We start from the raw sequence: 24,146 nt of genomic DNA on the forward strand, positions 1-24,146 counted from the left end.
CAGCGCGAGCGGGTTCGCTCTCGGATCGAAGGTGTCGCAAGGTGAAAGCGGTGCGACACCTCCTTTTCCTGCGTCGACAGCTTGAGGAGGCGACGTTTGAGTACGTCGGTTCGCACGCTTGCGCGCACACCATCGACATTTGTCTGGATTCCGCGCCGGCCCATGATTGGGCCGGGCGCGGAATCCGGGCGGTTCTCTTGCGGGAGTGGCGAAGTGAATCTACTGAAGTCCATACCGACGTATCTGATGATGCTGGCGCTCGTCGCTGTGTGCCCGAGAGTCGCCTCGGCACAGGAATTGATCTACCAGATCGAGCGGGGCGACACGCTGATGGCGATCGGTGTCGCCCTGCTCGCCGATCCGGACGACTGGGTGCAGCTGCAGCGCATCAACAAGGTGCGCGATCCGCGTCGTCTGCCGGTGGGCAAGACGCTGCGCATCCCGTATGAGCTGCTCAGCCCGATCCCGCGCAGCGCGCAGATCGTGGCGGTCGCGGGCGATGCGCGCCTGGACGGTCGCCCTGCCGTGACCGGGGATCGGGTCGGAGTCGGTTCGTCGCTGGAGACCGCCGACGATGGACACATCGCGATCGCGCTGCCGGATGGATCCAGCCTGATCCTGCCCGCGCGGTCGACGGCAAGCGTCGAGACGCTGCAGGGATATGCCGGCACCGACGAGCAGTCCGTCGACATCTCGCTCGAACGCGGGCGGATCGAGTCCCGGGTCGAACCGCAACGCGGACCCGGGGCCCGATACCGGATCGAGACGCCCACCGCGGTCGTGGGTGTGCGCGGAACCGACTTTCGCGCGGGCTTCGAGCCGGATTCCCGGCGTAGCCGGACGGAGGTCGTGTCCGGCAGCGTCGGCCTGCGTCCAAGCTTCGGTTCGAAACCGGAGCTTCGCGTCGAAGGTGGCTTCGGCCTGATTGCGGGTGGCGGTCAGACGCCGGGCGCGACCCCGCTGCTGCCCCCACCCGATGCCCGCACGCTGCCCGAACTGTTCGAGCGTCCGCTTGTGCGAATGCCGATGCCGTCGCTCGACGGCGCCGTGGCCTGGCGTGCGCAGGTGGTCCGGGCCGACGCGCCATTGCCGGTGCTGTTCGACCGCCTGGTCGAGGACGGCGTGGCGCGTATTCCGAGCTTGCCTGACGGCGACTACCGGCTGCTGGTGCGGGGTGTCGATGCCAACGGGCTCGAAGGCTTTGACGCGTCGCACGTGTTTCGCCTGAAGGCGCGTCCCGAGCCGCCGTTCAACGGCAATCCGGGTGAGGGCAGCAAGGTGCCGGCCGGTAAGGTGACCCTGAGCTGGACGCATGCGCCGGAGGCGGCGCGCTACCTTGTGGAGCTGTCCACCGTGGCCGACCAGCCGGGCGCAGGCGACGGTGCCTCGGCGTTCTCGACCCCGCTGCACAGCGCCCGCACGCGTGCGACGACCGAGCAGGTCGCGCTCGAGGCGGGTCGCTACGTCTGGCGGGTAGCGAGCGTGCGCGACAATGGCGAACGGGGGCCGTGGTCTGATCCGGTTGCGTTCTCGGTGCGACCGTTGCAGGCCTTGTCGGAACCTCCGGAAGTGTCCGACGACGAGATGCTCTTCCGCTGGGGCGGCGAGCCAGGGCAACGATTCGAGTATCAGTTTTCCGACGACGAGACTTTCGCACGCACGCGTGCGGCGGGTGAGACCACCGCGCCCGAGCTGGTAATGCCGAAGCCCTCGTTTGGCACCTACTATCTTCGCATCCGCTCGATCGATGCGGACGGCTACGTCAACGCGTGGAGCGGCGCACAGCGTGTGGAGGTGCCCGGACCGTGGTGGCTGGTCCTCCTTCCGCTGATTGCGCTGTGACCGATCAGTCATGACGCGCATGCGGATCTCGGGCGAGTGGATCGGCGTGACCCTGCTGTTCGCCGTTCTCGCCTGGGCAGCAGCCAGCCAGCAGTGGCTGTGGCGCATCGATGCGGTGTTGTACGACGCGACCGCGACCTATCGCCACGCCGAGCCCGATCCGGATCTCGTCGTTGTCGCGATCGACGACCGCAGCCTCGCCGAGGTCGGCCGCTGGCCCTGGAGCCGTGCCGTGCATGCGGCGCTGCTCGATCGCCTGGATGAGGCCGGGGCTCGCGCCGTCGTTCTCGATCTGATCCTGCACGAGCGCAGCGACGATGTGCGCGCCGACGAAGTGCTCGCCGCGAGTATTGCCGGTCATGGCAGGGTGGTGCTGCCGCTGGCGCAAGCGAGCTATGGCACCGTTGGCGACGGCGAGCTGCTGCCGGAGGCGATTTTTCGCGAGGCGGCCGCAGCGCTCGGCCACACCCACATCGAACTCGATCCGGACGGCATCGCACGGACCGTGTATCTGTGGGAGGGGGCTGGCCGTCCGCGCCATGCGCAGCTTGCGCTGGCAGCGCTGCGGCTCGTTGAGCCCGACCGGGGCGCAGCCTACCCGCCCCCGGATGAAACGGACGCCTCCGGTTGGCGACGGGCCGAATGGCGGCATGTTCCTTTTCTCGGGCCGCCGGGGACGTTCCGCTACGTCTCCTACGGGGACGTGCTCAGGGGGACGGTGCCCGAGTCGATTCTGCGGGACGCGATCGTGTTCGTCGGCATGGCGGCGGCCGGTGGCGGAGGCGCGATACCGGTGCCGACTTCGCAGCACGGCAACCTGATGCCGGGCGTTGAAATGCAGGCGACCCTCTATCACGGGCTGCGCCACGGACGCGTCCTGCAACGGGCCTCGCTGCCGACCGAGGTCGGCTTCAATCTTTCGGTGGTGCTGCTGCTGATGATCGCGATGTTGCGTTTGCGACCGCGTGCGGCCATGTTCTCGGCGCTCGGAACGGCCGTGTCGGGGCTCGCCATCTCATGGTTGTTGCGCGAATACGCGATGCTCTGGTTGCCGCCCTCGTTTGCCGTCCTGGCGGGGCTGGCGGCCTATCCACTCTGGAGCTGGCGGCGTCTTGAAGCCAGTCGACGGTATTTTGAGTCCGAACTGGAGGGGCTGGGCTCGGGTTGCGTCGATGCCAATCCCGCGCCGCGTGCGCCTTCACCGATTGTCCTCGATCCGTTCGTCGAGCGGATCGCGATGTTGCGCGATGCGATGCGGCGCCAGCGCGACATGCAGCGCAGCCGCGAGGAAACGCTCGATTTTCTGTCCCACGATCTGCGCACGCCACTGGCCGCGATTCTGTTGGCCGTGGACACTCGTCGCGCGCGGGGCGAAGGCCCCACCGATCCAATGCTGTTGCGGATCGAGCGCTCAGCACGCAAGTCCCTCGATCTGGCCGATCGACTCGTGCACCTGATTCGCGCCGAGAGCATCGAAGCCTCCCAGTTCGATACGGTCAGTCTCGATCTGGTGCTGCAGGAGGCAGTTGACGATGTCTGGTTGGCCGCCGGCGCAAAGTCGATCGAGCTTGTCGTTGACGTTGATCTTCCCGAAGCCGAGGACCAGCCGAGCCTGGTGCTCGGCGACGAGGACTTGCTGCGGCGTGCGCTCGTGAACCTGCTCGACAATGCCATCCGGCACACGCCGCAAGGTGGACGGGTGCGGCTTGCATTGAGGTCCTGCGGGGCCCTTTGGGCGATCGAGGTCCGCGATGAGGGGGCGGGCATCCCGCGCGAGCATCACGACCTGCTGTTTCAGCGTCACGCGCGGCTGCCGGGTGCGAACAAGGGCGGTGCCGGACTCGGCTTGCTGATGGTGCGCACCGTGGTCGAGCGTCATGGCGGGACGGTTTCGATCGACAGTGCGCCGGGTCGGGGCGCGAGGTTCTGCATCCGCCTGCCGCAGGTGCTGCCGCAGCGCGATCGCCTCAAGGCGTGAAGGCGTGAAGGCGCGTAGGCAACGTACGCGCGAGTTGTTGTTCTTTAACTGGCGGATCATCGCGCCGCTGTCATGCTCACTTGGGTGATGTGCGAACGATGCGTCGGCCTTGCTCGGGGATAATATTCAACTAAATGGTTGACTGTGTCCTGCCGGGCCGATAAATTCAACCGTATGGTTGAACAAGAACTCCAGCGGCTCGACGCCGTTTTCCACGCCCTGGGTGACGCAACGCGTCGTCGCATGTTGCGCGAGCTGGCGGCCGGCGAACGCACCGTGGGTGAACTGGCCAAGCCTTTCCCGATCTCGCTCGCCGCCGCGTCCAAGCATCTCAAGGCGCTCGAGAACGCCGGCCTGATCCGGCGCGAGGTGCGGGGTCGCACGCACATCTGTCGCCTCGACCCCGGCCCGCTCGCCAGCGCACACGAATGGCTGGGCTTCTACGAGTGCTTCTGGAACAAGCGCCTGGATGCGCTCGAAGCACTGCTGCGCGAGGCGCAAGCCTCACCCCCTCCCACCTCCGAAGGAGAACAGTGATGACCTCGTCCGCTACCCTCGAACCCTGGGGAAAATTGATCGAGCCGACCACCTTGAAGATCCAGCGCCTTCTGCCGGGCCCGCTCGAGCGGGTCTGGGCGCATCTCGTCGAGAGCGACCTGCGTCGTCGCTGGCTCGCCGCCGGTGACATGGAGATGCGTGTCGGTTCGACCTTCGAGCTGGTCTGGCGCAACGACGAACTGACCGATCCGCCTGGACACCGCCCCGACGGCTTCGGCGAGGAGGAGCGTATGGGCGGGCGCATCATCGAACTCGACGCGCCACACAGGCTGGTCTTCACCTGGGGGGAGGAGGGCAGCGTGTGCTTCGAGCTGGAAGCGCAGGGAAACGAGGTGTTGCTGACCGTGATCCACCACCGCCTTGCCGACCGTAGCGGCCTGCTCGATGTCAGCTCCGGCTGGCACGCCCACCTCGACGTGCTCGTCGCCCGCTTGACGGGCGCACGTGCTGTTCCGTTCTGGGATGCGTGGCTGCGGTTGCGCGACGAGTACGATCGCAGCCTGCCGGCATGAGCCGGCGTCACCCGCCGCGCGCGGGCGGGTCAGTCCGCGTCGCTGAGCCGACCGCGCAGCGCGTTCTCCTGTGACCGCAGTTCAGCCGTGTAGACCCCGGCGAAATCCTCCGGCTCAAACAGGCGGCAGACCTCCTTACCGCTTCGTCACCGGCATCGGTTTGCGCTCAGTCTTCGGTCAGCGCCTGAAAGCGCTCCGCGAGATAGTCGATCAAGGTCCGCACCGCCGGCAGCAGGCAGCGACGCGACGGGTATACGGCGTGGATGATTTCGCGGCGCGGCGCCCACTCCGGCAGCAGTCGTACCAGTGCGCCGCTGGCGATGTCATCGCGCAGCATCAGCGTCGGCAGCTGCACGGCTCCGACGCCGGCGCGTGCGGCGCTGCGCAATGCCACCATGTCGCCGGTGATCAGGCGCGGGCGGTGGTGCAGCTGGGCGTCGGCGCCGTCGGGGCCGAACAGCGTCCACACATGCTCGTCCTGCGGCGGGCCGAGCGACAGGCTCGGGAAGGCGGCCAGATCGGCCAGACCAGTCGGTTGTCCGCAAGCCTCGATCAGCGCCGGGCTGGCCACCAGGCATTGCGCGCTGTCGGCCAGCACCCGCATCACCAGATCGCTGTCGGCCAGCGGCGGTGGACGCACCCGGATCGCCAGATCGATGCCCTCGCCCACCGGCGACACCCGGCGGTTGGTGGCCTCCAGTTGCAGCGACACGCGCGGATAGGCGGCGAGAAAGTCCGCCAGCATGGCGCCCACATGGACATGTAGCAGCGTGATCGGGCAACTGATGCGCACCGTGCCGGCTGGCTCGGCGCGGGTGGCCTCCACCGCTTCGCGCGCGGCCTCGGCCTCCACCAGCATCGCGCGGCAGTGCTCGTAGAAGGTCTGACCCAGTTCCGTGACCGAGAAGTGGCGTGTGGAGCGCTGCAGCAGGCGTGCGCCAAGGCGCTCTTCGAGCAGCGCGATGCGGCGGCTGAGCTTGGACTTGGGAATGCCGGTGGCGCGCTCGGCGGGTGCAAAGCCGCGGTGTTCGACGACGCGGGCGAAGTAATGGAGGTCGTTCAGGTCGTCCATGGGCGCTCCTCGTTTGCGGCTTATCGTTCCATTTATAGAACACTGACGGCGAATTTTGCGGGCTTTTCGTTTTTTCGTCTCATGCCTAAAGTGACAACACGCAATACGAACTGCAAACAAGGAGGCGAGCATGAAGCGAGTCCAGGGCATTTTCAGCGCACCGCGTGGCCATTGGGTCGGTGACGGCTTCCCGGTCCGCTCGTTGTTCGAGTACCGCAGTCAGGGCAAGGCACTGAGCCCCTTCCTGTTGCTCGATCACGCCGGCCCGGCGCATTTCGACGCGACCGACGAGCAACTCGGCGTCGGCCAGCACCCGCACCGCGGCTTCGAGACCGTGACCATCGTGTATGCCGGCGAGGTCGCCCACCGCGATTCCACCGGCCAGGGCGGCCTGATCGGGCCGGGCGACGTGCAGTGGATGACGGCCGGTGCCGGCATCCTGCATGAAGAGTTCCATGGCGAAGGCTTTGCTCGCAAAGGGGGCGAGCTGGAGATGGCGCAGCTGTGGGTGAACCTGCCGGCGCGCGACAAGATGGCACCGCCGAGCTACCAGGCCATCCGCTCGGCGGAGATCCCGGTGGTGACGCTGCCCGACGGTGCCGGCACGGCCCGCGTGATCGCAGGCGAGCTCACCGGAAAACGCGGCCCGGCGAAGACCTTCACGCCGATCAACGTGTGGGATCTGCGCTTGACGGCTGGCGGCGTGGCGGATCTGCCACTGCCCGAAGGCTGGACCACCGGCGTCGTGGTGATGCGCGGCACGGTGCTGGTCAACGGCCACGCGGTGGCGCGCGGCGATCAGGTGGTCGTGCTCGATCGTGAGGGCGCAGGCGTAACGCTCGAGGCCAACAATGACGCAGTCGTGTTGTTGCTGGCGGGTGAGCCGATCGACGAGCCCATCGTCGGCTACGGCCCCTTCGTGATGAACAGCGAGGCCGAGATCAAGCAGGCCATCGAAGACTTCAACAGCGGCCGGTTTGGTGGCATCCCGCAAGCGGAAACCGCCGAGACAGCCGGTTGAAGCGGACATCCGGCCCCGTCAGGGTCGGGCGTCAAACCCAGCCGCGCTGGCGGCACCCCAAGAGAGCCAACAAGGAGAACAGCATGAACAAGCCCTACGTCAAACTCGACAAGAACAATGCCGCCGTGCTGCTGGTGGATCATCAGGCGGGTCTGCTGTCGCTGGTGCGCGACATCGACCCGGACCGCTTCAACAACAACGTGCTGGCGCTGGCCGATGCGACCAGGTACTTCAAGCTGCCGACCATCCTCACCACCAGCTTCGAGGACGGCCCCAACGGCCCGCTGATGCCGGAACTCACGGAGATGTTCCCGGACGCGCCCTACATCGCCCGTCCCGGTCAGATCAACGCCTGGGACAACGAGGATTTCGTCAAGGCAGTGAAAGCCACCGGCAAGAAGCAGCTCATCATCGCCGGCGTCGTCACCGAGGTGTGCGTGGCCTTCCCGGCACTGGCCGCGATCGAGGAAGGCTTCGAAGTCTTCGTCGTCACCGACGCCTCGGGCACCTTCAACGAACTCACCCGCAACTCCGCGTGGGATCGCATGAGCGCGGCCGGCGTGCAGTTGATGACATGGTTCGGCCTGGCCTGCGAGCTGCACCGCGACTGGCGCAACGACGTCGAGGGTCTGGGCACGCTGTTCGCCAACCACATCCCCGACTACAAGAACCTGATGACCAGCTACTTCACGCTCAAGGGCGATCATTGAACGTCCGGGTGGCCGTACCGGTCGCGTAGATGCGGCCGGTTCGATCATCAGGCCGCACCGTGATACATGTGAGCACTCCCAGACACGAGGAGGAATGCGATGAGCAACGATACAAGACGCGTCGAGCGCGAGTGTGCGGAGGTCGACGGCTGTGGCGCGGTGCTGCACGTGCTGCGCCCGCGCGAGAAGGATCTGGGCGAATTCTCGGTGCGCCGCCTGCTGCCCACCGTCGGGCGCAAGGCGGTGGGGCCGTGGGTGTTCTTCGACCATATGGGGCCGGCGGACTTTCCGCCGGGCAAGGGCATCAACGTGCGTCCGCACCCCCACATCAATCTGGCCACGGTGACCTATCTGTTCGAGGGCGAGATCCTGCATCGCGACTCGCTGGGCAGTCTGCAGGCGATCCGTCCGGGCGACATCAACCTGATGGTGGCCGGACGCGGCATCGTGCACTCGGAGCGCGAGCGCCCCGAGGTCACGGCCGTGCCGCATCGCCTGCACGGGCTGCAGTTGTGGCTGGCCCTGCCCGAGGCCGACGAGGAATGCGAGCCGGCCTTTCTGCACTATCCCTCGGAGGGCATCCCGAGTGTCGACGTCGACGGGGTGCCGGTGCGCGTGATGATGGGCTCGGCCTTTGGGGCAAGCTCACCGGTGCGCACCTTCGCGAAGACACTCTACGTCGAGGCGCATCTGCAGCCGGGGCAGCGGCTGGTGTTGCCGCCGGCCGACGAGCGCGCGCTGTATGTCGCGCAAGGGGCGCTGGCGGTCGGTGACACGCGCATCGACGAGCATGCGATGGCGATCCTCGACGCCACGCCCGGAGTGGTCGTCGAGGCGCTCGAAGCGTCGCGCATCGCGCTGATCGGCGGCGAGGCGCTGGGGCCGCGCTTCATCGACTGGAACTTCGTCTCAAGCCGCAAGGAGCGTATCGAGCAGGCGCGCGAGAAGTGGCGCGCCGGGCGTTTTCCGACGGTGCCCGGCGACGAGGAGGAGTTCATCCCGTTGCCGGATTGAACCCGGCCGGACACCTTCAGCGGCGTACGACGCCGGCTGACTCGGTCCACATGCGGAAGATGCGGTAGGGCGGGATGCCGGCGTCGCGTCCGCCAGTGAAGGGCGGGCTGCGATGCAGCTGGTTGGCGACGATGTAGAGCCAGCCGCGTTCGCCAAAGCTGACGCTGTCGGGCCATTCGAGCCGGGCGTCGCGCACCAGCGGGCGCAGTATGCCGTCGTTGCCGAGCTGGTCGATGCCATTCTCGTTGAGATTGGTGAAGTAATGGTTGCCGGCCGCATCGGTGGTCGCGCCGTCGGACACCGGCTTGCGGCCGACAATGCGGACTGCCGCGGTGATCTCGTCTGCGCTGCCTTCGCGCAGCAATCGCGTGGGCACGGCATACCAGCGCAGGCCGGTCATCGCGCCGAAGTAAAGCGTCTCGCCGTCGGCCGAGAGCGAGATCGGATTGACGCCGACGCGCGCGGGTTCGCCGTTGAACATCGTCGGCCGACCATCGACGCGCATCTGCGCGCCGTCCTCGGGCGCAAGGCTGGGATGACCGACAAAGCGGTAGGCGTAGCCGTCGTCGATGCGCACCGCGATCAGCGCGGGCGCCGCGATGTCGGCCAGATACGCCCAGCCGGCCTCGGCGTCGACCACCAGGTCCTGCACGAAGCTGCCAGCCGGCGCGATGTCCTGCGGCAGGCTCAGGCGCTTGAGCAGGCGGCCGCTGCGCAGGTCGAAGGCCCACAGGCGCGTCTCACCCACGTTCATGCCGGTGTCGGTCACCCACAAGCGGTTCGCGCCGTCGATATGGATGCCCAGCGGCGTGTCCATGTGCAGGTTGCCGCGCTCGTCGGGGCCGCCCTGTACGTGCTTGCCGGGCCAGGCGCGATAGCCGGAGCGGCCGGTGACCTCGACCAGCTGGATGCCCGGTTGCGGATCGAAGGGGTGCACGGTGGCGAAAATGCGGCGGTCGTCGGAGACGGCGACGTTGCCGGGCCGGAACGGCAGTTCGGCGACGATCTCGAGCCGGCCGACCGTGGGCGGGGCGGCGAGCGTGAGCGTCGCGCAAAGACTCAGCGCGAGCGCGGCGACGATGCGGGCGAACGGGGCGGGGGTCATGGCGGTTCTCCTTCGCGTGGCCGGTCAGGTGCCGAAGCCTTCGAGCACGATTTTGCCGCGTGACTTGCCCGAACGCAGCAGTTCGTGCGCGCGCTCGAGGTTGGCGGCGGTGATCGCGCCGAAGTGTTCGGCCACCGTGCTGCGGACCACGCCGGCGTCGACCAGCTTCGCGACTTCGTCGAGCAATTGCTGCTGGGCGACCATGTCGGCGGTGCCGAACATCGAGCGCGTAAACATCAGTTCCCAGTGCAGGGACACGCTCTTCTTCTTGAGCAGGCGCACGTCGATCGGTTCCGGGTCGTCGATCAGCGCCACGCGGCCTTGCGGCGCGACGGCCTCGACGATCTGCACGAAGTGGTCGTCGGTGTTGGTCAGGCTCGCCACATGGGTGACGTCGTCGATGCCGATGTGACGCAGTTCCTCGGACAACGGGCGGGTGTGGTCGATGACGTGGGAGGCGCCCAGTTCGCGCACCCAGGCCTGGGTCTCGGGGCGCGAGGCCGTGCCGATGACGGTGGCGGCGGTGAGTCGGGCAGCCAGCTGCACGAGGATGGAGCCGACGCCACCGCCCGCGCCGATGACCAGCAGACGCTCGCCGGTGGGCGATTTGCCCGGGCGCAGGCCGAGACGGTCGAACAGGAGCTCCCAGGCGGTGATCGTGGTCAGCGGCAAGGCCGCGGCCTGGGCGAAATCCAGGCTCTCGGGCATGTGGCCGACGATGCGCTCGTCGACCCGATGCAGCTCGGCATTGGTGCCGGCGCGCGTGATGTCGCCTGCATACCACACTTTGTCGCCGGGGCGGAAGGCACGCACGTCGGGGCCCACCGCGCGCACCACGCCGGCCGCGTCCCAGCCCAGCACCTTCCATGCACCGGCGGGGCTGGCCGGGCGCAGGCGCACCTTGGTATCGACCGGATTGACCGAAACGGCGCGCACTTCGACCAGCAGGTCACGTCCCTCGGGGACCGGATCGGGCAGTTCCACGTCTTCGAGCGGCATCGCGGTGCCGACGGATTCGGGGATGCGGTAGGCGACGGCTTTCATCGGTTCAGGCTCCTGCTGTCGAAAAACCCGGATTGCGCCGGGCAAGCTGCGTGTGCTTTTATCTTACGCGGGTTCGGCGCTTCGCCGGACGATGACATCGGACAGGCGCCCATGCCGATCGAGGCCAAGAGATCACTGTACCGGCGTCTGTGGCTGATCGTCGTGCTGGCGGTCGTGCCGCTGTTCGCGATCGTGCTGTTCGACTATCAGGCGCAGCGTGCCGGCGAGATCCGCGATATCGAGGCTCAGGTCGAGGCGGTGATGTTCGCCGCGCGGCAGGAGGAGCAGTCCGCGCAGCGCAGCGTGCAACTGGTGCTCGAGATCGTCGCGCGCGCCGACAACATGCAGTCGCTCGACGGCGAGGACTGTTCCGGCCTGGCGCGGCGCATGCTCGCCTCGCTGCCATTCTTCGCAAACATCGGAGCGGCTCATCCGGACGGTACACTGTTCTGCAGCGGGCGGCCGATGAGCGCGAGGGTGTCGGTCGCCGACCGTGAGTGGTTTCGCGAGGGCAGCAGCGGCAGCGCAATCACCCGTGGGGAATACGTCGAGGCGGGTCGCGTCTCGGTGCAGCCGGGTTTCATATTCGGCTACCCGCTGCGCGACGCAGACGGCCGGCTGCTGTCGGTGCTGTACGCGATGCTGCGCACCGACTGGTTCGATCGCGTGATCGCCGAATACAACCTGCCCGACGGTTGGGAGGCCAGCCTGATCTCGATGGAGGGACGAGTCATCGCCAGCCGGCCGCGCATCGACGAGTGGAAGGGCGCGGTGCCCGGCGACCTGATGCGCGCCTTCCGCGAGATCCTGCAGTCGCCGGATCGCCTTGCCGAGGCCGTGGATTTCCGCGGCGATCGCCGGCTGTACGGAGTCGAGCCAGTGGTGATCGCCGGCGACGAGGTCTTCGTCGCGATCGGTGCACCGCTGGAGCGGTCGTTGTCGGCATTGAACCGGACATTCGCGCTGCGTGTGGGCCTGTTGCTGATCGTTGCGCTACTTTCAACGCTGTTTGCTCGCTACACCATCTACAAGCTCGTCGACCGCTGGGCCGGCAAGATGCTCGGCACGCTCGAAGCGCTCGCACTCGGTCGCCTGAACACGCGCATCGAGAAATTCTCTGAGGTGCGCGAGCTCGAACGCCTGGAGAGCGGTGTCAACCGCATGGCCGCTCAGCTCGAGGCGCGCACCGGCCAATTGCGCAAGCTCTCGGCCGCCGTCGAGCAAAGCCCCGCGTGCATCCTGATCACCGACGCCGCGGCGCGCATCGAGTACGTCAACGACGCGCTCCTTGCCATCACCGGCCATGCGCGCGAGGAACTCGTCGGTCAGACCCCGCGCATCCTCGGGGGTGACACGCCCGCCGCCACCATCAGCGAGCTGTGGGACACGCTGCTGCGCGGCCAGGTGTGGCGAGGCGAATTCCACAACCTGCGCAAGGACGGTACGCCCTACATCGAACTGGCTACCGTCGCGCCGATCCGTGGCGCGGATGGGGGCACGACGCACTACGTGTCGGTCGGCGAGGACATCACGCTGCGTCGTCGTTCCGAGGAGCTGCTGCACCGCATGGCCTACTACGACGCGCTTACCGGCCTGCCCAACCGCGCGATGCTGCGCGACCGGCTGCAGCAGGCCGCTTTGGCGAGCGCGCGCGCGCGCTCGTATGCGATGCTGATCCACCTCGACGTGGACCGCTTCAGCGAACTCAACGACACACTCGGGCACGACGCTGCCGACGATCTGTTGCGTGCGATCGCCCAGCGCCTGCGCGAATGCCTGCGCGAGGACGACACGCTCGCCCGGCAGGGCGACGACGACTTCGCAGCGATCTGCGAGAACCTCGGTGCCAGCGAGAACGAGGCCGTCGCGCACGCCGAACGCATCGCCACCGCCGTGCACGAGAGGATTTCCGGCCCGTACCCCATCGATCCGGCCGGGGGCGATTCGCACGTCACGGTCAGCGTCGGCGTGACGCTGTTCGTGGGAAGCGGGGTCACGGCAGAGGATCTGCTCAAGCAGGCCGAGGTTGCGCTGTATCGCGCCAAGGAAGCGGGGCGCGACGTGGTGCGCTTTTTCAGCGCCGACATGCAGGCCACGGTCGAGACGCATGCCGCGCTGGTGCGCGACCTGCGCGAGGCGCTCGCCGCAGGTGCCTTCTCGTTGCACTACCAGCCACAGGTCGACGGCGAAGGCCACATGGTCGGTGCCGAGGCGCTGATCCGCTGGCGCGATGCGCGTGGCACACTGGTGCCGCCGGGCCTGTTCATTCCGGTGGCCGAGGACAGCGGGCTGATCGTGCCCATCGGCCAGTGGGTGCTCGACACCGCCTGTGCCCAGCTCGCCCGCTGGCAGGCCGAGCCGGCCACGCGTGCGTTGTCGATGTCGGTCAATGTCAGCGCACGTCAGTTCCATCGCCCGGATTTCCCGCAGGTGGTGCGCGCCTGCTTCGAGCGCCACGCCATCGATCCGGCCGGGCTCGAGCTGGAACTCACCGAGAGCGTCGTGCTCGGCAACCTCGACGAGGCGGTGGAGCGCATGCGCGCGCTGCGCGCGCTGGGCGTGCGTTTCTCGCTCGATGACTTCGGTACCGGCTACTCGTCCTTGTCCTACCTGCGCACCTTGCCCTTCGACCAGATCAAGATCGACCAGTCCTTCGTGCGGGCGATGGACGAGGACGTTTCCAGCCGGGCGATCGTGCGCGCCATCCTGGCGATCAGCGCATCGCTGTCTCTCGAGGTGGTGGCCGAGGGCGTCGAAACCGAGGCCCAGCGCGACGCGCTGCGCAGCGATGGCTGTGGCCTGATGCAGGGCTATCTGTTCAGTCCGCCGGTGCCGGTCGACGTGCTGCAGTCTCAGGCCTGGTTTCCGTCGACCTCGCCGTCGACGTAATACCAGCGTCCGTGCTCGCGCACGAAGCGGCTGACCTCGTGAAGCCGCTGGGCGCGACCTGCGACGCGATAGCGTGCGACGAATTCGACGGTGGCCGTGTCCGGTCCGGTCGTCTCGCAGCGGCGCACCTCCAGACCCAGCCATTTGGGGCGTGCGTCATCGTCCAGCGTTTCGGGGCGCGTGCTCGCATGCCAGGTCGCCAGCAGATAGGCCGTGTCGCCGAGCACGAAGGCGCTGTAGCGCGAGCGCATCAGCGCTTCGGCATCCGGCGCGGGAGTTCCGGCGTGATAGCGCCCGCAGCACGCCTGCACGGTGCCGCCGCGCCCGCAGGGACAGGGTTTCGGCGCGTTTGTCTTGCGTTTGGCCATGGGCGATGTCGACGATCAGCGCGGCGCCGCGACCGAACCCTGGTAGAACGGTTCGCAGGTGCCGCCGGAAAACAGCGCGGCACCGCGCGCGAACAGATCGCGCGTCGGGCCGGTGATCAGCCCCACCAGGCCGCCGCCCGCATCGCTGGCGCTCTCGAACGGGCCGTCGAGCGTCTGTTCGGCGCTCGCGCAGCCCTCGGCGTCGAGCAGTGCGACGGTGAGCTCGTCGAAACGCCGCCCGGCGATGTCGACGCGTCCGCGTGCCGCAATACGGTGGCGATCCGTCGCCAGTGCAACGTCGCGTGCCGTCGCGACACCGTTGTCGATGGTCCAGTCGGAGACCAGGGCGCGCACCTCGCTCTCCCCCTCGGGCGACATCGCCAGGCTACCGAAACGGTAGCCCTGCGTCGCCAGCATGCCGAACGGCCCGGCGATGAACACCGCGCCCAGGTCGACAAGCTGGAAGCTCTGGCTGGATTCGAAGCGCGCGATGGTTTCGTCCAGATCGACACCGTGCAGCACGAGGTCGCGCCCGCGCAGGGAGACCTGCCCGGAGGCGCTGCGGGCGAGCGCCGCGGTGTGCGTGCCGCGCATCGTCAGGTCGCCTTGGATGTCCACATTACCGTCCGCGGATACCTCGGCGTCGAGGCGATCGAAGACCTGTGCCAGTGCGAAACCGTCGAGCGCGAACTGCGCCTGGATCAGCGGCTGCTTGCCGTTCAGGTCGGCCTGCACCTGGCCGCGCAACTGCGAGCCGAACAGATCCAGCGTGATCGGGTCGAGGCGCAGCACGCCGTCGGCGGAGCGTCCCTCGGCTTGCAGCGCACCAAGCTCGATGCCGTCACGGTCGATGCTCTCGCACGTCGCGTCGACGGTGAAGAGGGGCAGCGCCAGGCCGGTTGTCTGCAGATCGTCGAGCGTCAGCGCGCAGCCGCGTGCCAGGATGCGGCGTCCGGAAGCCGCGTCGCGATACGTCAGGGTCGCGTCCGAAATGGCGAGACGCTCCAGGCCGAGTCGTTCGAGCGCGTCGAGCGCCGCCTCGGGGATCACCAGCTCCGCGGGCGCACCACCGCCACCCTCGATCGTCACTTCGGGCCCGTCCAGCGTCACCGCACGCACCTGAGCGCGCCCCGACAGCAGGGCGCCGAGAACGGGCTCGATCACGATGGCCCGGGCGGCGATCATGGAGCCGTCATCACGGCGTATGCTCACGTCCGCCAGGCGCAGCGTCGGCCGCGGCGACATGCGCAGCCCGACCGGACCGGCCAGTTGCAGCTCCAGCCCGGTACGCGTGGACGCCTCGCGCTCCACCCAGGCACGGATCGCGTCTGCGTTGGCGGCGACCAGCGCGGCGGCGGCCGCGCCGAGCACGATGATCGAGATCGCCGCCAGGATCGCGATCTTCTTCCAGCGTCTTGCATTCTTCATGTCTGGCATTCTGGCCCACTCGGCGCGTTGGCGACAGCGGCTTTGCGAATCAGCGCGGATGTGGCGTTGCGCCGCGCTGCGTGACAGGCCTCGCAGTGCGACGTGTGATCCAATTGTTGTCGCGCGCGGATCGGGCTAGGCTCGGCAGGTCCGATTGTTCGAGGTTGTGCCATGTCACCCCACCGCCGCGTCCGCACGGGTCGCCGCAGGTTCCTTCCGGCTAGCGCGACGCGCAGACGAGGGCATCGCAATGAGTGAGGTTTTCCCGGTGCCGCCCGACGAGGTCGAGATCACCGCCATTCGCGCCAGCGGGCCGGGCGGGCAGAACGTCAACAAGGTGTCGAGCGCCGTGCATCTGCGCTTCGACATCGGCGCATCGTCGCTGCCCGAGGATGTCAAGGCACGTCTGCTCGCGCGCGGTGACCGGCGCATCGGTCGCGACGGCGTGCTGGTGATCAAGGCGCAGAAGTTCCGCAGTCTGGAAAAGAACCGCGCCGAGGCCCTGCGCCGCCTCGAGGAACTGATCGCCGTCGCACGCAAGGTGCCGCGCCAGCGCGTGCCGACACGTCCCACGCGTGGTTCGGTCAAGCGGCGTCTCGCCGGCAAGACCCATCGCGCGCGCATCAAGGCCGGGCGACGCGCGCCCGGCGAGGATTGACGCGCGCTCACCGTCAGTCGAACAGCCCCCACCAGCGCAAGGTCTGGGCGTAATGCGCGCGCACCGCATCGGCGGCTGTGTTCGCGTCACCGGCGGCGATGCATTCGAGAATCGCCAGATGCTCGGCCATCGCCGGTCCGATGCGATCGGGCAGCAGGGGGCGCGCGTGCTGGAGGATCGAGATGCGATCGCGGTTGGCCGCGTACAGGTCGCGCGCGATCGGGTTGTCCAGCGCATCGGCGAGCGTCTGGTGCATGGACCAGTCCACCTCCTTGGCGCGTTGCTGCAAGGCCGGCGTGATCGTGCCGTGGGCCGCGTCGAAAACGTCCTGATGGGCCTGGCGCAAGGCGGAAACGCGCTGCGCGTCGTGGCGCAGCGCGAGCCGGCGCGCCCCTTCCTGATCGAGGATCGCGCGCAGGTCGAAGGTGTGACGGATGGTCTCGGGCGTGGCGTCCATGACGAAGGCACCGCGCTTGGGCACCACCGTGACCAGCGAAAGCGCCTCGGCGCGCTTGACCGCTTCGCGCACCGGCGCGATCGGCAGGCCGAGTTGACGGACCAGGTCCGGCATCGAAACGAACTGGCCCGGGCGCAGGCCACCGTCGACCAGCAACTGGCGCAACTTCACGAAGGCCTGCTCGCGCAGTTGCGGGACTTCGGGTGCGGTGTCGTCCATGATGAGAAGGCCGCATTGTCGACAATGCGGCGATGGTAGCCCAATTCGCCATTCGACATGTCTGCTTGACCGCGAGTTGGAATTCTTCGTAACATGTCAGAAAGAATGCGTGCGCCGAAACACTCGGACGCTCGGCGTGCGCAGACCTTTCGGAGGGTTTGCGCAATGCATCTGTCCCAGCACTATCCGCGCGACATGACCGGCTACGGTCGCGAGCGCCCGTCGGCCGACTGGCCGGGCGGCGCCCGCGTGGCCGTGCAGTTCGTGCTCAACTACGAGGAAGGTGGGGAGAACAGCGTGCTGCACGGCGACGCGGGCAGCGAGCAGTTCCTCACCGAAGTGTTCAACCCGCCGTCCTTTCCCGACCGCCATCTGTCGATCGAGTCGATCTACGAGTACGGTTCGCGCGCCGGCGTGTGGCGCGTGCTGCGCGAGTTCGAACGGCGCGGCCTGCCGCTCACGGTGTTCGGCGTGGGCATGGCGCTGGAGCGCAACCGCGAGGCCGCCGCCGCCTTCGTCGAGTTGGGGCACGAGATCGCCAGTCACGGCTGGCGCTGGATCAGCTACCAGGAGATGGACGAGGCGACCGAGCGCGAGCATCTGCAGCGCGCCATCGCCGTCATCGAACACCTCACCGGTGCGCCGCCGGCCGGCTGGTACACGGGGCGCGATTCGCCCAACACGCGGCGTCTGGTTGTCGAGGACGGTCGTTGCATCTACGACTCCGACCACTACGGCGACGACCTGCCGTTCTGGACGCCGGTGACGAAGTCCGACGGCACGACCGTGCAGCATCTGGTCGTGCCCTATACGCTCGACGCCAACGACATGCGCTTCGCGCTGCCGCAGGGCTATTCCGACGGCGAGCCGTTCTATCGCTATCTGCGCGATGCCTTCGACGTGCTCTACGCCGAGGGCGAAGAGCGCCCGGCGATGATGAACATCGGCCTGCACTGCCGCCTGGTCGGGCGCCCGGGACGTTTCCGTGCCCTGCAACGCTTTCTCGACCACATCGAACGCCACGAACGCGTGTGGGTCTGCCGCCGCGTCGACATCGCGCATCACTGGATCGCGCGCCATCCCGCCCCCACCCCTTGAAGGAGGACTCCGTGACTGCTCCCGACCGCATCCGCATTGCCGAACCCGCTGATTTGCCCGACTGGGCGAAGAGCGCAAGCAACCTCGCCGACCCGCGTCTGGGCGCGTCGCCGGTGAGCGCCAGCGACGAATTCTTCGCGCCGGTCACGCGCATGCTCGACCCCGCTCCGGCCGAGTTCCACCCCGGACGCTACGATGATCACGGCAAGTGGATGGATGGCTGGGAGACGCGCCGCCGGCGCGGGCCCGGGCACGACCACTGCATCGTCCGTCTGGCCGGACGCGGCACGATTCGCGGATTCGATATCGATACCAGCCACTTCACCGGAAACTACGCGCCGGCGGTATCCATCGAGGCGACCTGTACCGAGCGAGAAGAGCCCGGTGACGATGCGACGTGGACCGAAGTGCTGCCGCTGACCGCGCTGGCCGGAAACCGTCACCATCTGCTCGAGTGCCTCGCCGGCGGAGAATGGACGCATTTGCGCGTGCACATCTTCCCGGATGGCGGCATCGCGCGCTTGCGCGTGTACGGCGTGTTCTGCAGCGCCATCCGAGAAGCCGCGGCCGACGCGCTGGTCGATCTGGCCGCACTCACGAACGGCGCGCGGCCGGTCGCCTGGAACGACTCGCACTTCGGCTCGGTCGAGAATCTGCTCCTGCCCGGGCGCGGCGTGGACATGGGCGACGGCTGGGAGACGCGCCGGCGTCGCGAGCCGGGCCACGACTGGTGCATCGTCGCGCTGGCCGCGCCGGGCGAGATCGAGCGCATCGAGATCGATACCGCGCACTTCAAGGGCAACTTCCCGGACCGCTGTTCGGTGCAGGCTGCCTGCATAGCGGATGGCGGCACGCCCGCCTCGCTGGTCGCGCAAAGCATGTTCTGGCCGGTGCTGTTGCCCGAAAGCCCGCTGTCGGCCGACGCCGAGCACGCGTTCGCGTCGACGGTAGCGCGCATCGGCCCGGTCACGCATGTGCGCCTGAACATCATCCCCGACGGCGGCGTGTCGCGTCTGCGTGTGTGGGGGAGGGTCGCACGGTGAGCGCGCCTCGCACGCTGGTGGCCGAACCGCTCACACGCGAGGCCTTCGCGCCCTTCGGGGACGTCATCGAATGTTCGGATGCGGTGCGTCACTTCCCGATCAACGCCGGCAACACCGAGCGCTACCACGACCTGGCCCGCGTGGACGCGGGTGGGCGTGGTCGCGCGGCGATCAGCATCTTTCGCGGCCAGCCGCGTGAGCTGCCGTTCATGGCGAACATGATGGAGCGCCACCGCCTGGGCAGCCAGGCCTTCGTGCCGCTGTCGGGACGGCCGTATCTGGTGCTGGTTGCGCCGCCGTCCCCGCGCCCGCGTGCGGACCAGTTGCGACTGTTCCTGGCGCGCGCCGAGCAGGGCGTGAATTACGCCCGTGACGTGTGGCATCACCCGCTGCTCGCACTGGAGGCGGAGAGCGACTTTCTGATCGTGGATCGCATCGCGGCGGAGCCCGACTGCGAAGAGCACGTGCTCGACGAAGGCGTGGAACTGCTTTTGCCGTGAGCGGGGTTCAGCGCGCCATGAAGGCGCCGCGCAGGCTGTTGCGCCTGCTGTCCACGGCGGCCGGGTCGAGGCTGCGCGCGATGTCGCGCAGGTGCGACAGCGACACCTCGACGACGCGCTCCTCGTCGCGAGCGGCCAGTGCATCGACGATCTCGCTGTGGCCCTGCAGCGAGCAACTGCCGACGTTGGGCTGATACATCGCGATCGAGATCGCGTTGCGCGAGATCAGGTAGCGCAGCAGGTCGACCAGCACCGGATTGCCGGTCATCTCGGCCAGCGACATGTGAAACTGCCCCGACAGTCGGTGCGCGCGCGAGGATTCGCCGGCCAGCCGCGCGTCGCGCTCGGCGTCGATCAGGGCTCGCAGTTCGGCGATCTGTCCGCCGGTGACGTTGCGCGCGACCTGGCGCATGATGCCTTCCTCGACCACCAACCGCGCGGCCAGTACGTCGCGCACTTCCTCGAGCGAGGGCTTGGCGACGAAGGCGCCCCGGTTGGGCTCGAGGGTGACGATCTTCTGCTCGGCGAGCCGGAACAGGATCGGGCGCACGCGCGTCTTGCTGACCCCGAAGATTTCGCCCAACTCGTCTTGGCTGAGCTTGGCGCCGGGCGCGAGGCGGTGCTCGACGATCGCCTCGTAGATCGCCTGATAGATCATTTCGTCGGTGATCGGTTCGGCAGCGCCCTTGGCCATCGATGCTCGTCCTGCAGACATTGGGGGGAATGCGCACTCGACCTGGCCCGAAGGGCCGCGCGAATCGCGTCCATTTGGTGAGCGTGTACGATTCCGGCCCTGCATCATATCGGAGGCGCGGCGATCCTGCATGCGTTCGCTCAGTGCGGCGAGCGCGGTGAAACGAACTGCGCTCCGTACTCCTCCTCGACGAGCTCGGCGAGCGCCAGAACGGAAGTTTCCCCACCGCGGGGCCCGATTATCTGCAGTCCGACCGGCAGCCCGTCGTCGCCGAGCCCGCAGGGCACCGAGCAGGCCGGAACGTAAGTGTGGTTGAACAGCGGGGTGAACACCGCGTGGCCGCGGGGCGATACCGTCCGACCATCGATGGTCTCCGGGCCGAGCCGCTCGAGCGACCAGGCCGTTACCGGTGCCGTGGGTGCGATCAGCAGGTCGAAGTCGGCGAACAGTGCCGCAAGACTTCGGTACAGGCGATCGCGCAGCAGCAGTGCATCGGTCACCGCGGTGCCTGACAGGGCCAGCCCGCGCTCGATCTGCGTCGCGATGTCCGGATCGAAGGCCTCGGGCTCACGCGCGAAGGCCTCGCCGTGGATCGACGCCAGCCCGGCAAACTGCAAGGGCATCAACGCCGACTCGTCGGCGTCGGTCGGCCATTCGGGGTCGGCACGTACGATCCTGACGCCGCGCCCGGTGAGTGACGCAGCCGCCGCTTCCATCCGTGCAGCGACGTCCCGATCGACCGGATAACCGAGCCCGAGCTGCGGACTGAAGGCCACGCGCAGGCCGTTGGCGTGCGCCGGTTTGCGCAGCGCGTCGGGAAGATCCGTGCGCGGCAAGGACTGCGGGTCGCGTGCATCGAAGCCGGCCATCGCCGCCATCGCGGCTCGCGTGTCGGCCACGCTGCGTGCCATCACGCCGACGACGCTGTTGGCGAATACCGGCTCCTGGAATCCGATCGGATGGGCAATCACGCCCGTGCCGGGCTTGAAGCCCACCACGCCGGTGTGTGCGGCGGGCCGGCGTACCGAGCCGCCGGCGTCGGTGCCCAACGCGATCGCACACAGGCCGGCCGAGACTGCGGCGGCTGCACCGCCGGAGGAGCCGCCCGGCGTGCGCTCGGGATTCCACGGGTTGCGCGTCGTGCCGTAGACGCGGTTGGTCGTTACGCCCTTGCAGGCGAACTCGGAACAGTTGGTCACGCCAACGAAAAGTGCACCTGCCGCGCGCAGTCGCGAAACCGCGACCGCGTCGGCCGGTGCGACGAAGTCGCGGAACAGGCGTGAGCCCTGCGTGACGGTCACACCGCCGACCCACAGGTTGTCCTTGGTCGTGAAGGGCACGCCCGCCAATGGCAGATCGTCGCCGGCGTCGACCCGTCGGTCGATCTCGGCAGCTTCGCGTGCGATGGTCGCCGGATCGTGCTGGACGATCGCGTTGAGCGCCGGATTCAGTGCCGCGATGCGGGCGACGAAGGCTTTGGCTACGTCGGCCGCATGCAACCGTCGCGACCGCACCGCCTGAGCGATCGCGACGGCGCCAAGCGCGGTCGCGTCGGCGGTGCTCATGCCGGTTCGGCGATCGGGCTTTCGATGCCCTGCGCCTTCCACAGGCGGGCGCCCACGCGCTGCGCCTCGCGCACGATGTCGCGCCCGTCGAAACCCACCGGCTTGCGATCGCGCAGGCGCACGCGTCCGTCGATGATGACGGTGTCGACATTGAGCGACTGGCCGCTGTGTACGAGCATGCCCGGCCCCTCGACGAAAGGCACGAGATTGGGGCTGTCCAGATCGATCAGGATCAGGTCGGCCTTGTCGCCCTCGCGCAGCATGCCGGACACGCCGGGCAGACGCAGTGCGGCGGCCGGCTCCGACAGCACCCACGACAGCGCCTTGCGCGACTTAGGCTCGAGTTCCTTGCGGCGGATGCGTGCCGAGGCCACGGCCAGGCGCATGGCTTCGAACATGTCGGCCGAGCGCGTGTCGGTGCACAGCGTGATGCGCGCGCCGGCGTCGGCCAGATCGCGCACCGGCGCGATGTTGCCCACACGGGCGTTCTGGTGCGGCGCATGGGCCACGGCCATGCCCGAGGCGCCGACTTCGGCGATGGCCTCGCCCTCGAGGAAGACGCAGTGAGCGGCGATCATGCGCTCGTCGAGCAGGCCGACTTCGGCGAACAGGCGATGCGGGAGCATGCCGTCGCGCGCAAGGACGTGATCGACCTCCTTCTGGCTCTGAGCGAGATGGGTATGGATGTTGCATTCGCGCCCGACCGCCAGCGCGGCCACTTCGGCGAGCAGGGCGCGCGAGCAGGTGTCGGCCGCGTGCGGGCCGAAGTCGAAACGGATGCGGTCGTTGTCGCGGCGCTCGCCGTCGGCGATCAGGTCCAGCGTCTCGCGCAGCGTGGCCTCCCCGATCTCGCGCTTGTGTACATAGTGCCCCTGGGCCAGTTCGGCGGTGTCGGCGTCGTGGATGCGCCCGCTGATGACCGCACGCAGCCCGACCTCGTCGGCGGCGGCGACCAGCGCGCGCGGATGGCGATAGAAGTCGACCGCTGTCGTGATGCCGCCGCGCAGCAGCTCGTAGGCACCGGCGCGCGACAGTGCGTGGGTCTCTTCCTCGGACAGCGCGTGCACGTTGGGCAGCGAGCGAGTGTACGCCGGCGCGAAATTGCGGTCCTCGATCATGCCGCGCACGATCATCAACGGCGTGTGGTTGTGCGAGTTGATGAAGCCGGGCATCACGAGCTGGTTGCCGGCATCGATGGTTTCGGCGGCTTCGAAGCGTGCGGCCAGTTCGCCTTGGGTACCGATGGCGACGATGCGGTTGCCGCGGATCGCGACCGCGCCGTGAGCGATGGTGCGATCATCCTCGTCGCAGGTCATCACCAGGGAGCCGCATACGAGCAGGTCGCAGTGTTCGCGGGCGTTGGTCTGTCCGGGGGGTGCATTGCGGGTGGTCACGGTGCTCATGTCTTCATCCTTCACGTCGTGATCGGCCCGGTGGCCGAGGTCGTTTCAGGCGAGCGCGCGCGCCACGTCGGCAGGCCGCTGACGCGGCGCCAGTGGTGAGCGATCTCGTCGCGGCGGGCGATCCATACGTCGCCCTTGCTGCGGACATGTTCGAGAAACTGCCTCAGTCCGCCGATGCGGGCGGGACGCCCGATGATGCGCAGATGCAGGCCCACCGACATCATTTTCGGTGTGTCTGCGCCTTCCTCCCACAGCTGGTCGAAGGCTGCGATGCAGTAGCGCGCGAAATCCTCCGCGTGCACGAATCCGCCGCCCGGCTGGAAGCGCATGTCGTTGGTGTCGAAGCTGTAGGGCAGTACGACATGAGCGTCGCCGTCGCTGCGGTGATGCAGCCACGGCAGGTCGTCGTTGTACGCGTCGGAGTCGTAGAGAAAGCCGCCGTGCTCGAGCAGCAGCGCACGCGTGGATGTGGAGGCCGCCGAACGCGTGTGCCAACCCACGGGCGCGCGTCCGGCGATGTCGGTAAGCGACGCGTGGGTGCTCGCGATGATCTCGCGTTCGCGCTCGCGCGCCATGTGCGCATGGCTCTCCCAGCGTTCGCCGTGACATGAGACCTCGTGACCACGCGCCAGCGCATCGCGCACCAGAAGAGGCGACCGACGCGCGGCGCGCGCGCAGCAACTGAGTGTGCCGTGTGCGTCGAATGCGGCCAGCGTGTCCATCAGACGCCAGTAGCCCGCACGCGTGCCATATTCGTAATGTGATTCCATGCACGGGTCGGCCGCGCCGACGACTTCCTCCACCGCTTCATAGACACTCTCGTTGCGTTCGTCGCCATCGCTTACCGACAGCTCCGCGCCTTCCTCCAGATTGATGACGAAGGAAAGTGCGACGCGCGCGCCGCCGGGGAAGTCGGCGGCCGGGGGGCGGTTGCCGTAGCCGTGGAAGTCTCTGCGCGACGTACTCAT

Annotated in this window: 22 protein-coding genes; 12 read left to right on the forward strand and 10 right to left on the reverse strand. The window is 68.0% G+C overall.

The features are described from left to right. Positions 1-246: 246 nt before the first annotated feature. The 4 genes from C0099_RS01545 to C0099_RS01560 all read left to right on the forward strand — a co-directional run bounded on the left by C0099_RS01545 (position 247) and on the right by C0099_RS01560 (position 4,890). Positions 247-1,842, forward strand: a complete 1,596-nt coding sequence (locus C0099_RS01545; protein WP_164084857.1) for a FecR domain-containing protein — start codon at positions 247-249, stop codon at positions 1,840-1,842. A gap of 10 nt (positions 1,843-1,852) precedes the next feature. Next, positions 1,853-3,820, forward strand: a complete 1,968-nt coding sequence (locus C0099_RS01550; RefSeq protein ID WP_102245808.1) for a CHASE2 domain-containing protein — start codon at positions 1,853-1,855, stop codon at positions 3,818-3,820. 174 nt (positions 3,821-3,994) lie between these two features. Further along, on the forward strand, positions 3,995-4,357 hold the full coding sequence (locus C0099_RS01555; RefSeq protein ID WP_102245809.1) for an ArsR/SmtB family transcription factor: 363 nt from the start codon (positions 3,995-3,997) through the stop codon (positions 4,355-4,357). After that, positions 4,357-4,890, forward strand: coding sequence for an SRPBCC family protein (locus tag C0099_RS01560; protein WP_102245810.1), 534 nt, complete (start codon positions 4,357-4,359; stop codon positions 4,888-4,890). Before C0099_RS01555 ends, C0099_RS01560 begins: the two co-directional genes overlap by 1 nt. Before the next feature lie 166 nt (positions 4,891-5,056). On the opposite strand, the gene C0099_RS01565 is transcribed toward C0099_RS01560, so the two are convergent. Continuing rightward, a complete protein-coding gene (locus tag C0099_RS01565; protein WP_102245811.1) occupies positions 5,057-5,962 on the reverse strand; it encodes a LysR family transcriptional regulator in 906 nt (301 codons plus the stop codon). 130 nt (positions 5,963-6,092) lie between these two features. Here C0099_RS01565 and C0099_RS01570 point away from each other — a divergent pair, with 130 nt between their 5' ends. The 3 genes from C0099_RS01570 (at position 6,093) to C0099_RS01580 (ending at position 8,707) form a co-directional block, all read left to right on the forward strand. Then, entirely contained in the window at positions 6,093-6,983 is an 891-nt protein-coding gene (locus C0099_RS01570) for a pirin family protein (protein WP_102245812.1), read from the forward strand. A gap of 83 nt (positions 6,984-7,066) precedes the next feature. Further along, positions 7,067-7,693, forward strand: a complete 627-nt coding sequence (ycaC, locus tag C0099_RS01575) for an isochorismate family cysteine hydrolase YcaC (RefSeq protein WP_102245813.1) — start codon at positions 7,067-7,069, stop codon at positions 7,691-7,693. Between the two features lie 99 nt (positions 7,694-7,792). After that, on the forward strand, positions 7,793-8,707 hold the full coding sequence (locus C0099_RS01580) for a pirin family protein (protein WP_102245814.1): 915 nt from the start codon (positions 7,793-7,795) through the stop codon (positions 8,705-8,707). A 16-nt stretch (positions 8,708-8,723) separates the two neighbouring features. Here the strand turns inward: C0099_RS01580 and C0099_RS01585 are convergent, their stop codons facing one another. Together C0099_RS01585 and C0099_RS01590 are read right to left on the reverse strand one after the other, a co-directional pair. Then, the gene (locus C0099_RS01585) at positions 8,724-9,812 is read right to left on the reverse strand and encodes an L-dopachrome tautomerase-related protein (RefSeq protein WP_102245815.1); all 1,089 of its coding nucleotides are present in this window, start codon (positions 9,810-9,812) and stop codon (positions 8,724-8,726) included. A gap of 24 nt (positions 9,813-9,836) precedes the next feature. Next, positions 9,837-10,856, reverse strand: coding sequence for a zinc-binding alcohol dehydrogenase family protein (locus C0099_RS01590; protein WP_102245816.1), 1,020 nt, complete (start codon positions 10,854-10,856; stop codon positions 9,837-9,839). Between the two features lie 111 nt (positions 10,857-10,967). Here C0099_RS01590 and C0099_RS01595 point away from each other — a divergent pair, with 111 nt between their 5' ends. Continuing rightward, positions 10,968-13,745, forward strand: coding sequence for a bifunctional diguanylate cyclase/phosphodiesterase (locus C0099_RS01595; protein WP_102245817.1), 2,778 nt, complete (start codon positions 10,968-10,970; stop codon positions 13,743-13,745). Here the strand turns inward: C0099_RS01595 and C0099_RS01600 are convergent. Next, the gene (locus tag C0099_RS01600) at positions 13,709-14,113 is read right to left on the reverse strand and encodes a YchJ family protein (RefSeq protein ID WP_102245818.1); all 405 of its coding nucleotides are present in this window, start codon (positions 14,111-14,113) and stop codon (positions 13,709-13,711) included. The genes C0099_RS01595 and C0099_RS01600 overlap by 37 nt on opposite strands. Positions 14,114-14,128: 15 nt before the next feature. After that, the gene (locus tag C0099_RS01605) at positions 14,129-15,541 is read right to left on the reverse strand and encodes an AsmA family protein (RefSeq protein WP_102245819.1); all 1,413 of its coding nucleotides are present in this window, start codon (positions 15,539-15,541) and stop codon (positions 14,129-14,131) included. A gap of 250 nt (positions 15,542-15,791) precedes the next feature. Between C0099_RS01605 and arfB the strand changes: the two genes are divergently transcribed. Continuing rightward, positions 15,792-16,199, forward strand: coding sequence for an alternative ribosome rescue aminoacyl-tRNA hydrolase ArfB (gene arfB, locus C0099_RS01610; RefSeq protein ID WP_102245820.1), 408 nt, complete (start codon positions 15,792-15,794; stop codon positions 16,197-16,199). A 13-nt stretch (positions 16,200-16,212) separates the two neighbouring features. Here arfB and C0099_RS01615 read toward each other — a convergent pair whose 3' ends face one another. Continuing rightward, positions 16,213-16,875: a GntR family transcriptional regulator gene (locus C0099_RS01615; protein ID WP_102245821.1), complete on the reverse strand. Its 663-nt coding sequence runs from the start codon at positions 16,873-16,875 to the stop codon at positions 16,213-16,215. A gap of 165 nt (positions 16,876-17,040) precedes the next feature. Here C0099_RS01615 and puuE point away from each other — a divergent pair, with 165 nt between their 5' ends. Genes puuE through C0099_RS01630 form a run of 3 tightly spaced genes read left to right on the forward strand, consistent with a single transcriptional unit; the run spans position 17,041 to position 19,516 of the window. Beyond that, a complete protein-coding gene (gene puuE / locus C0099_RS01620) occupies positions 17,041-17,973 on the forward strand; it encodes an allantoinase PuuE (RefSeq protein ID WP_102245822.1) in 933 nt (310 codons plus the stop codon). An 11-nt stretch (positions 17,974-17,984) separates the two neighbouring features. After that, positions 17,985-19,016, forward strand: coding sequence for an allantoicase (gene alc / locus C0099_RS01625; protein WP_102245823.1), 1,032 nt, complete (start codon positions 17,985-17,987; stop codon positions 19,014-19,016). Then, the gene (locus C0099_RS01630; protein WP_102245824.1) at positions 19,013-19,516 is read left to right on the forward strand and encodes an ureidoglycolate lyase; all 504 of its coding nucleotides are present in this window, start codon (positions 19,013-19,015) and stop codon (positions 19,514-19,516) included. The genes alc and C0099_RS01630 overlap by 4 nt, the downstream gene beginning before the upstream one ends. 7 nt (positions 19,517-19,523) lie before the next feature. Here C0099_RS01630 and C0099_RS01635 read toward each other — a convergent pair whose 3' ends face one another. From C0099_RS01635 to C0099_RS01650, 4 genes are all read right to left on the reverse strand, one after another. Further along, positions 19,524-20,210, reverse strand: coding sequence for a GntR family transcriptional regulator (locus tag C0099_RS01635; protein ID WP_164084858.1), 687 nt, complete (start codon positions 20,208-20,210; stop codon positions 19,524-19,526). Positions 20,211-20,350: 140 nt separating this feature from the next. After that, on the reverse strand, positions 20,351-21,775 hold the full coding sequence (locus tag C0099_RS01640; protein ID WP_102245826.1) for an amidase: 1,425 nt from the start codon (positions 21,773-21,775) through the stop codon (positions 20,351-20,353). Then, a complete protein-coding gene (locus C0099_RS01645; protein WP_199797641.1) occupies positions 21,772-23,178 on the reverse strand; it encodes an amidohydrolase family protein in 1,407 nt (468 codons plus the stop codon). The genes C0099_RS01640 and C0099_RS01645 overlap by 4 nt, the downstream gene beginning before the upstream one ends. 11 nt (positions 23,179-23,189) lie before the next feature. Then, a complete protein-coding gene (locus C0099_RS01650; RefSeq protein WP_102245827.1) occupies positions 23,190-24,146 on the reverse strand; it encodes a polysaccharide deacetylase family protein in 957 nt (318 codons plus the stop codon).

Source organism: Pseudazoarcus pumilus (assembly GCF_002872475.1).
GTDB classification, from domain to species: Bacteria; Pseudomonadota; Gammaproteobacteria; order Burkholderiales; family Rhodocyclaceae; genus Pseudazoarcus; species Pseudazoarcus pumilus.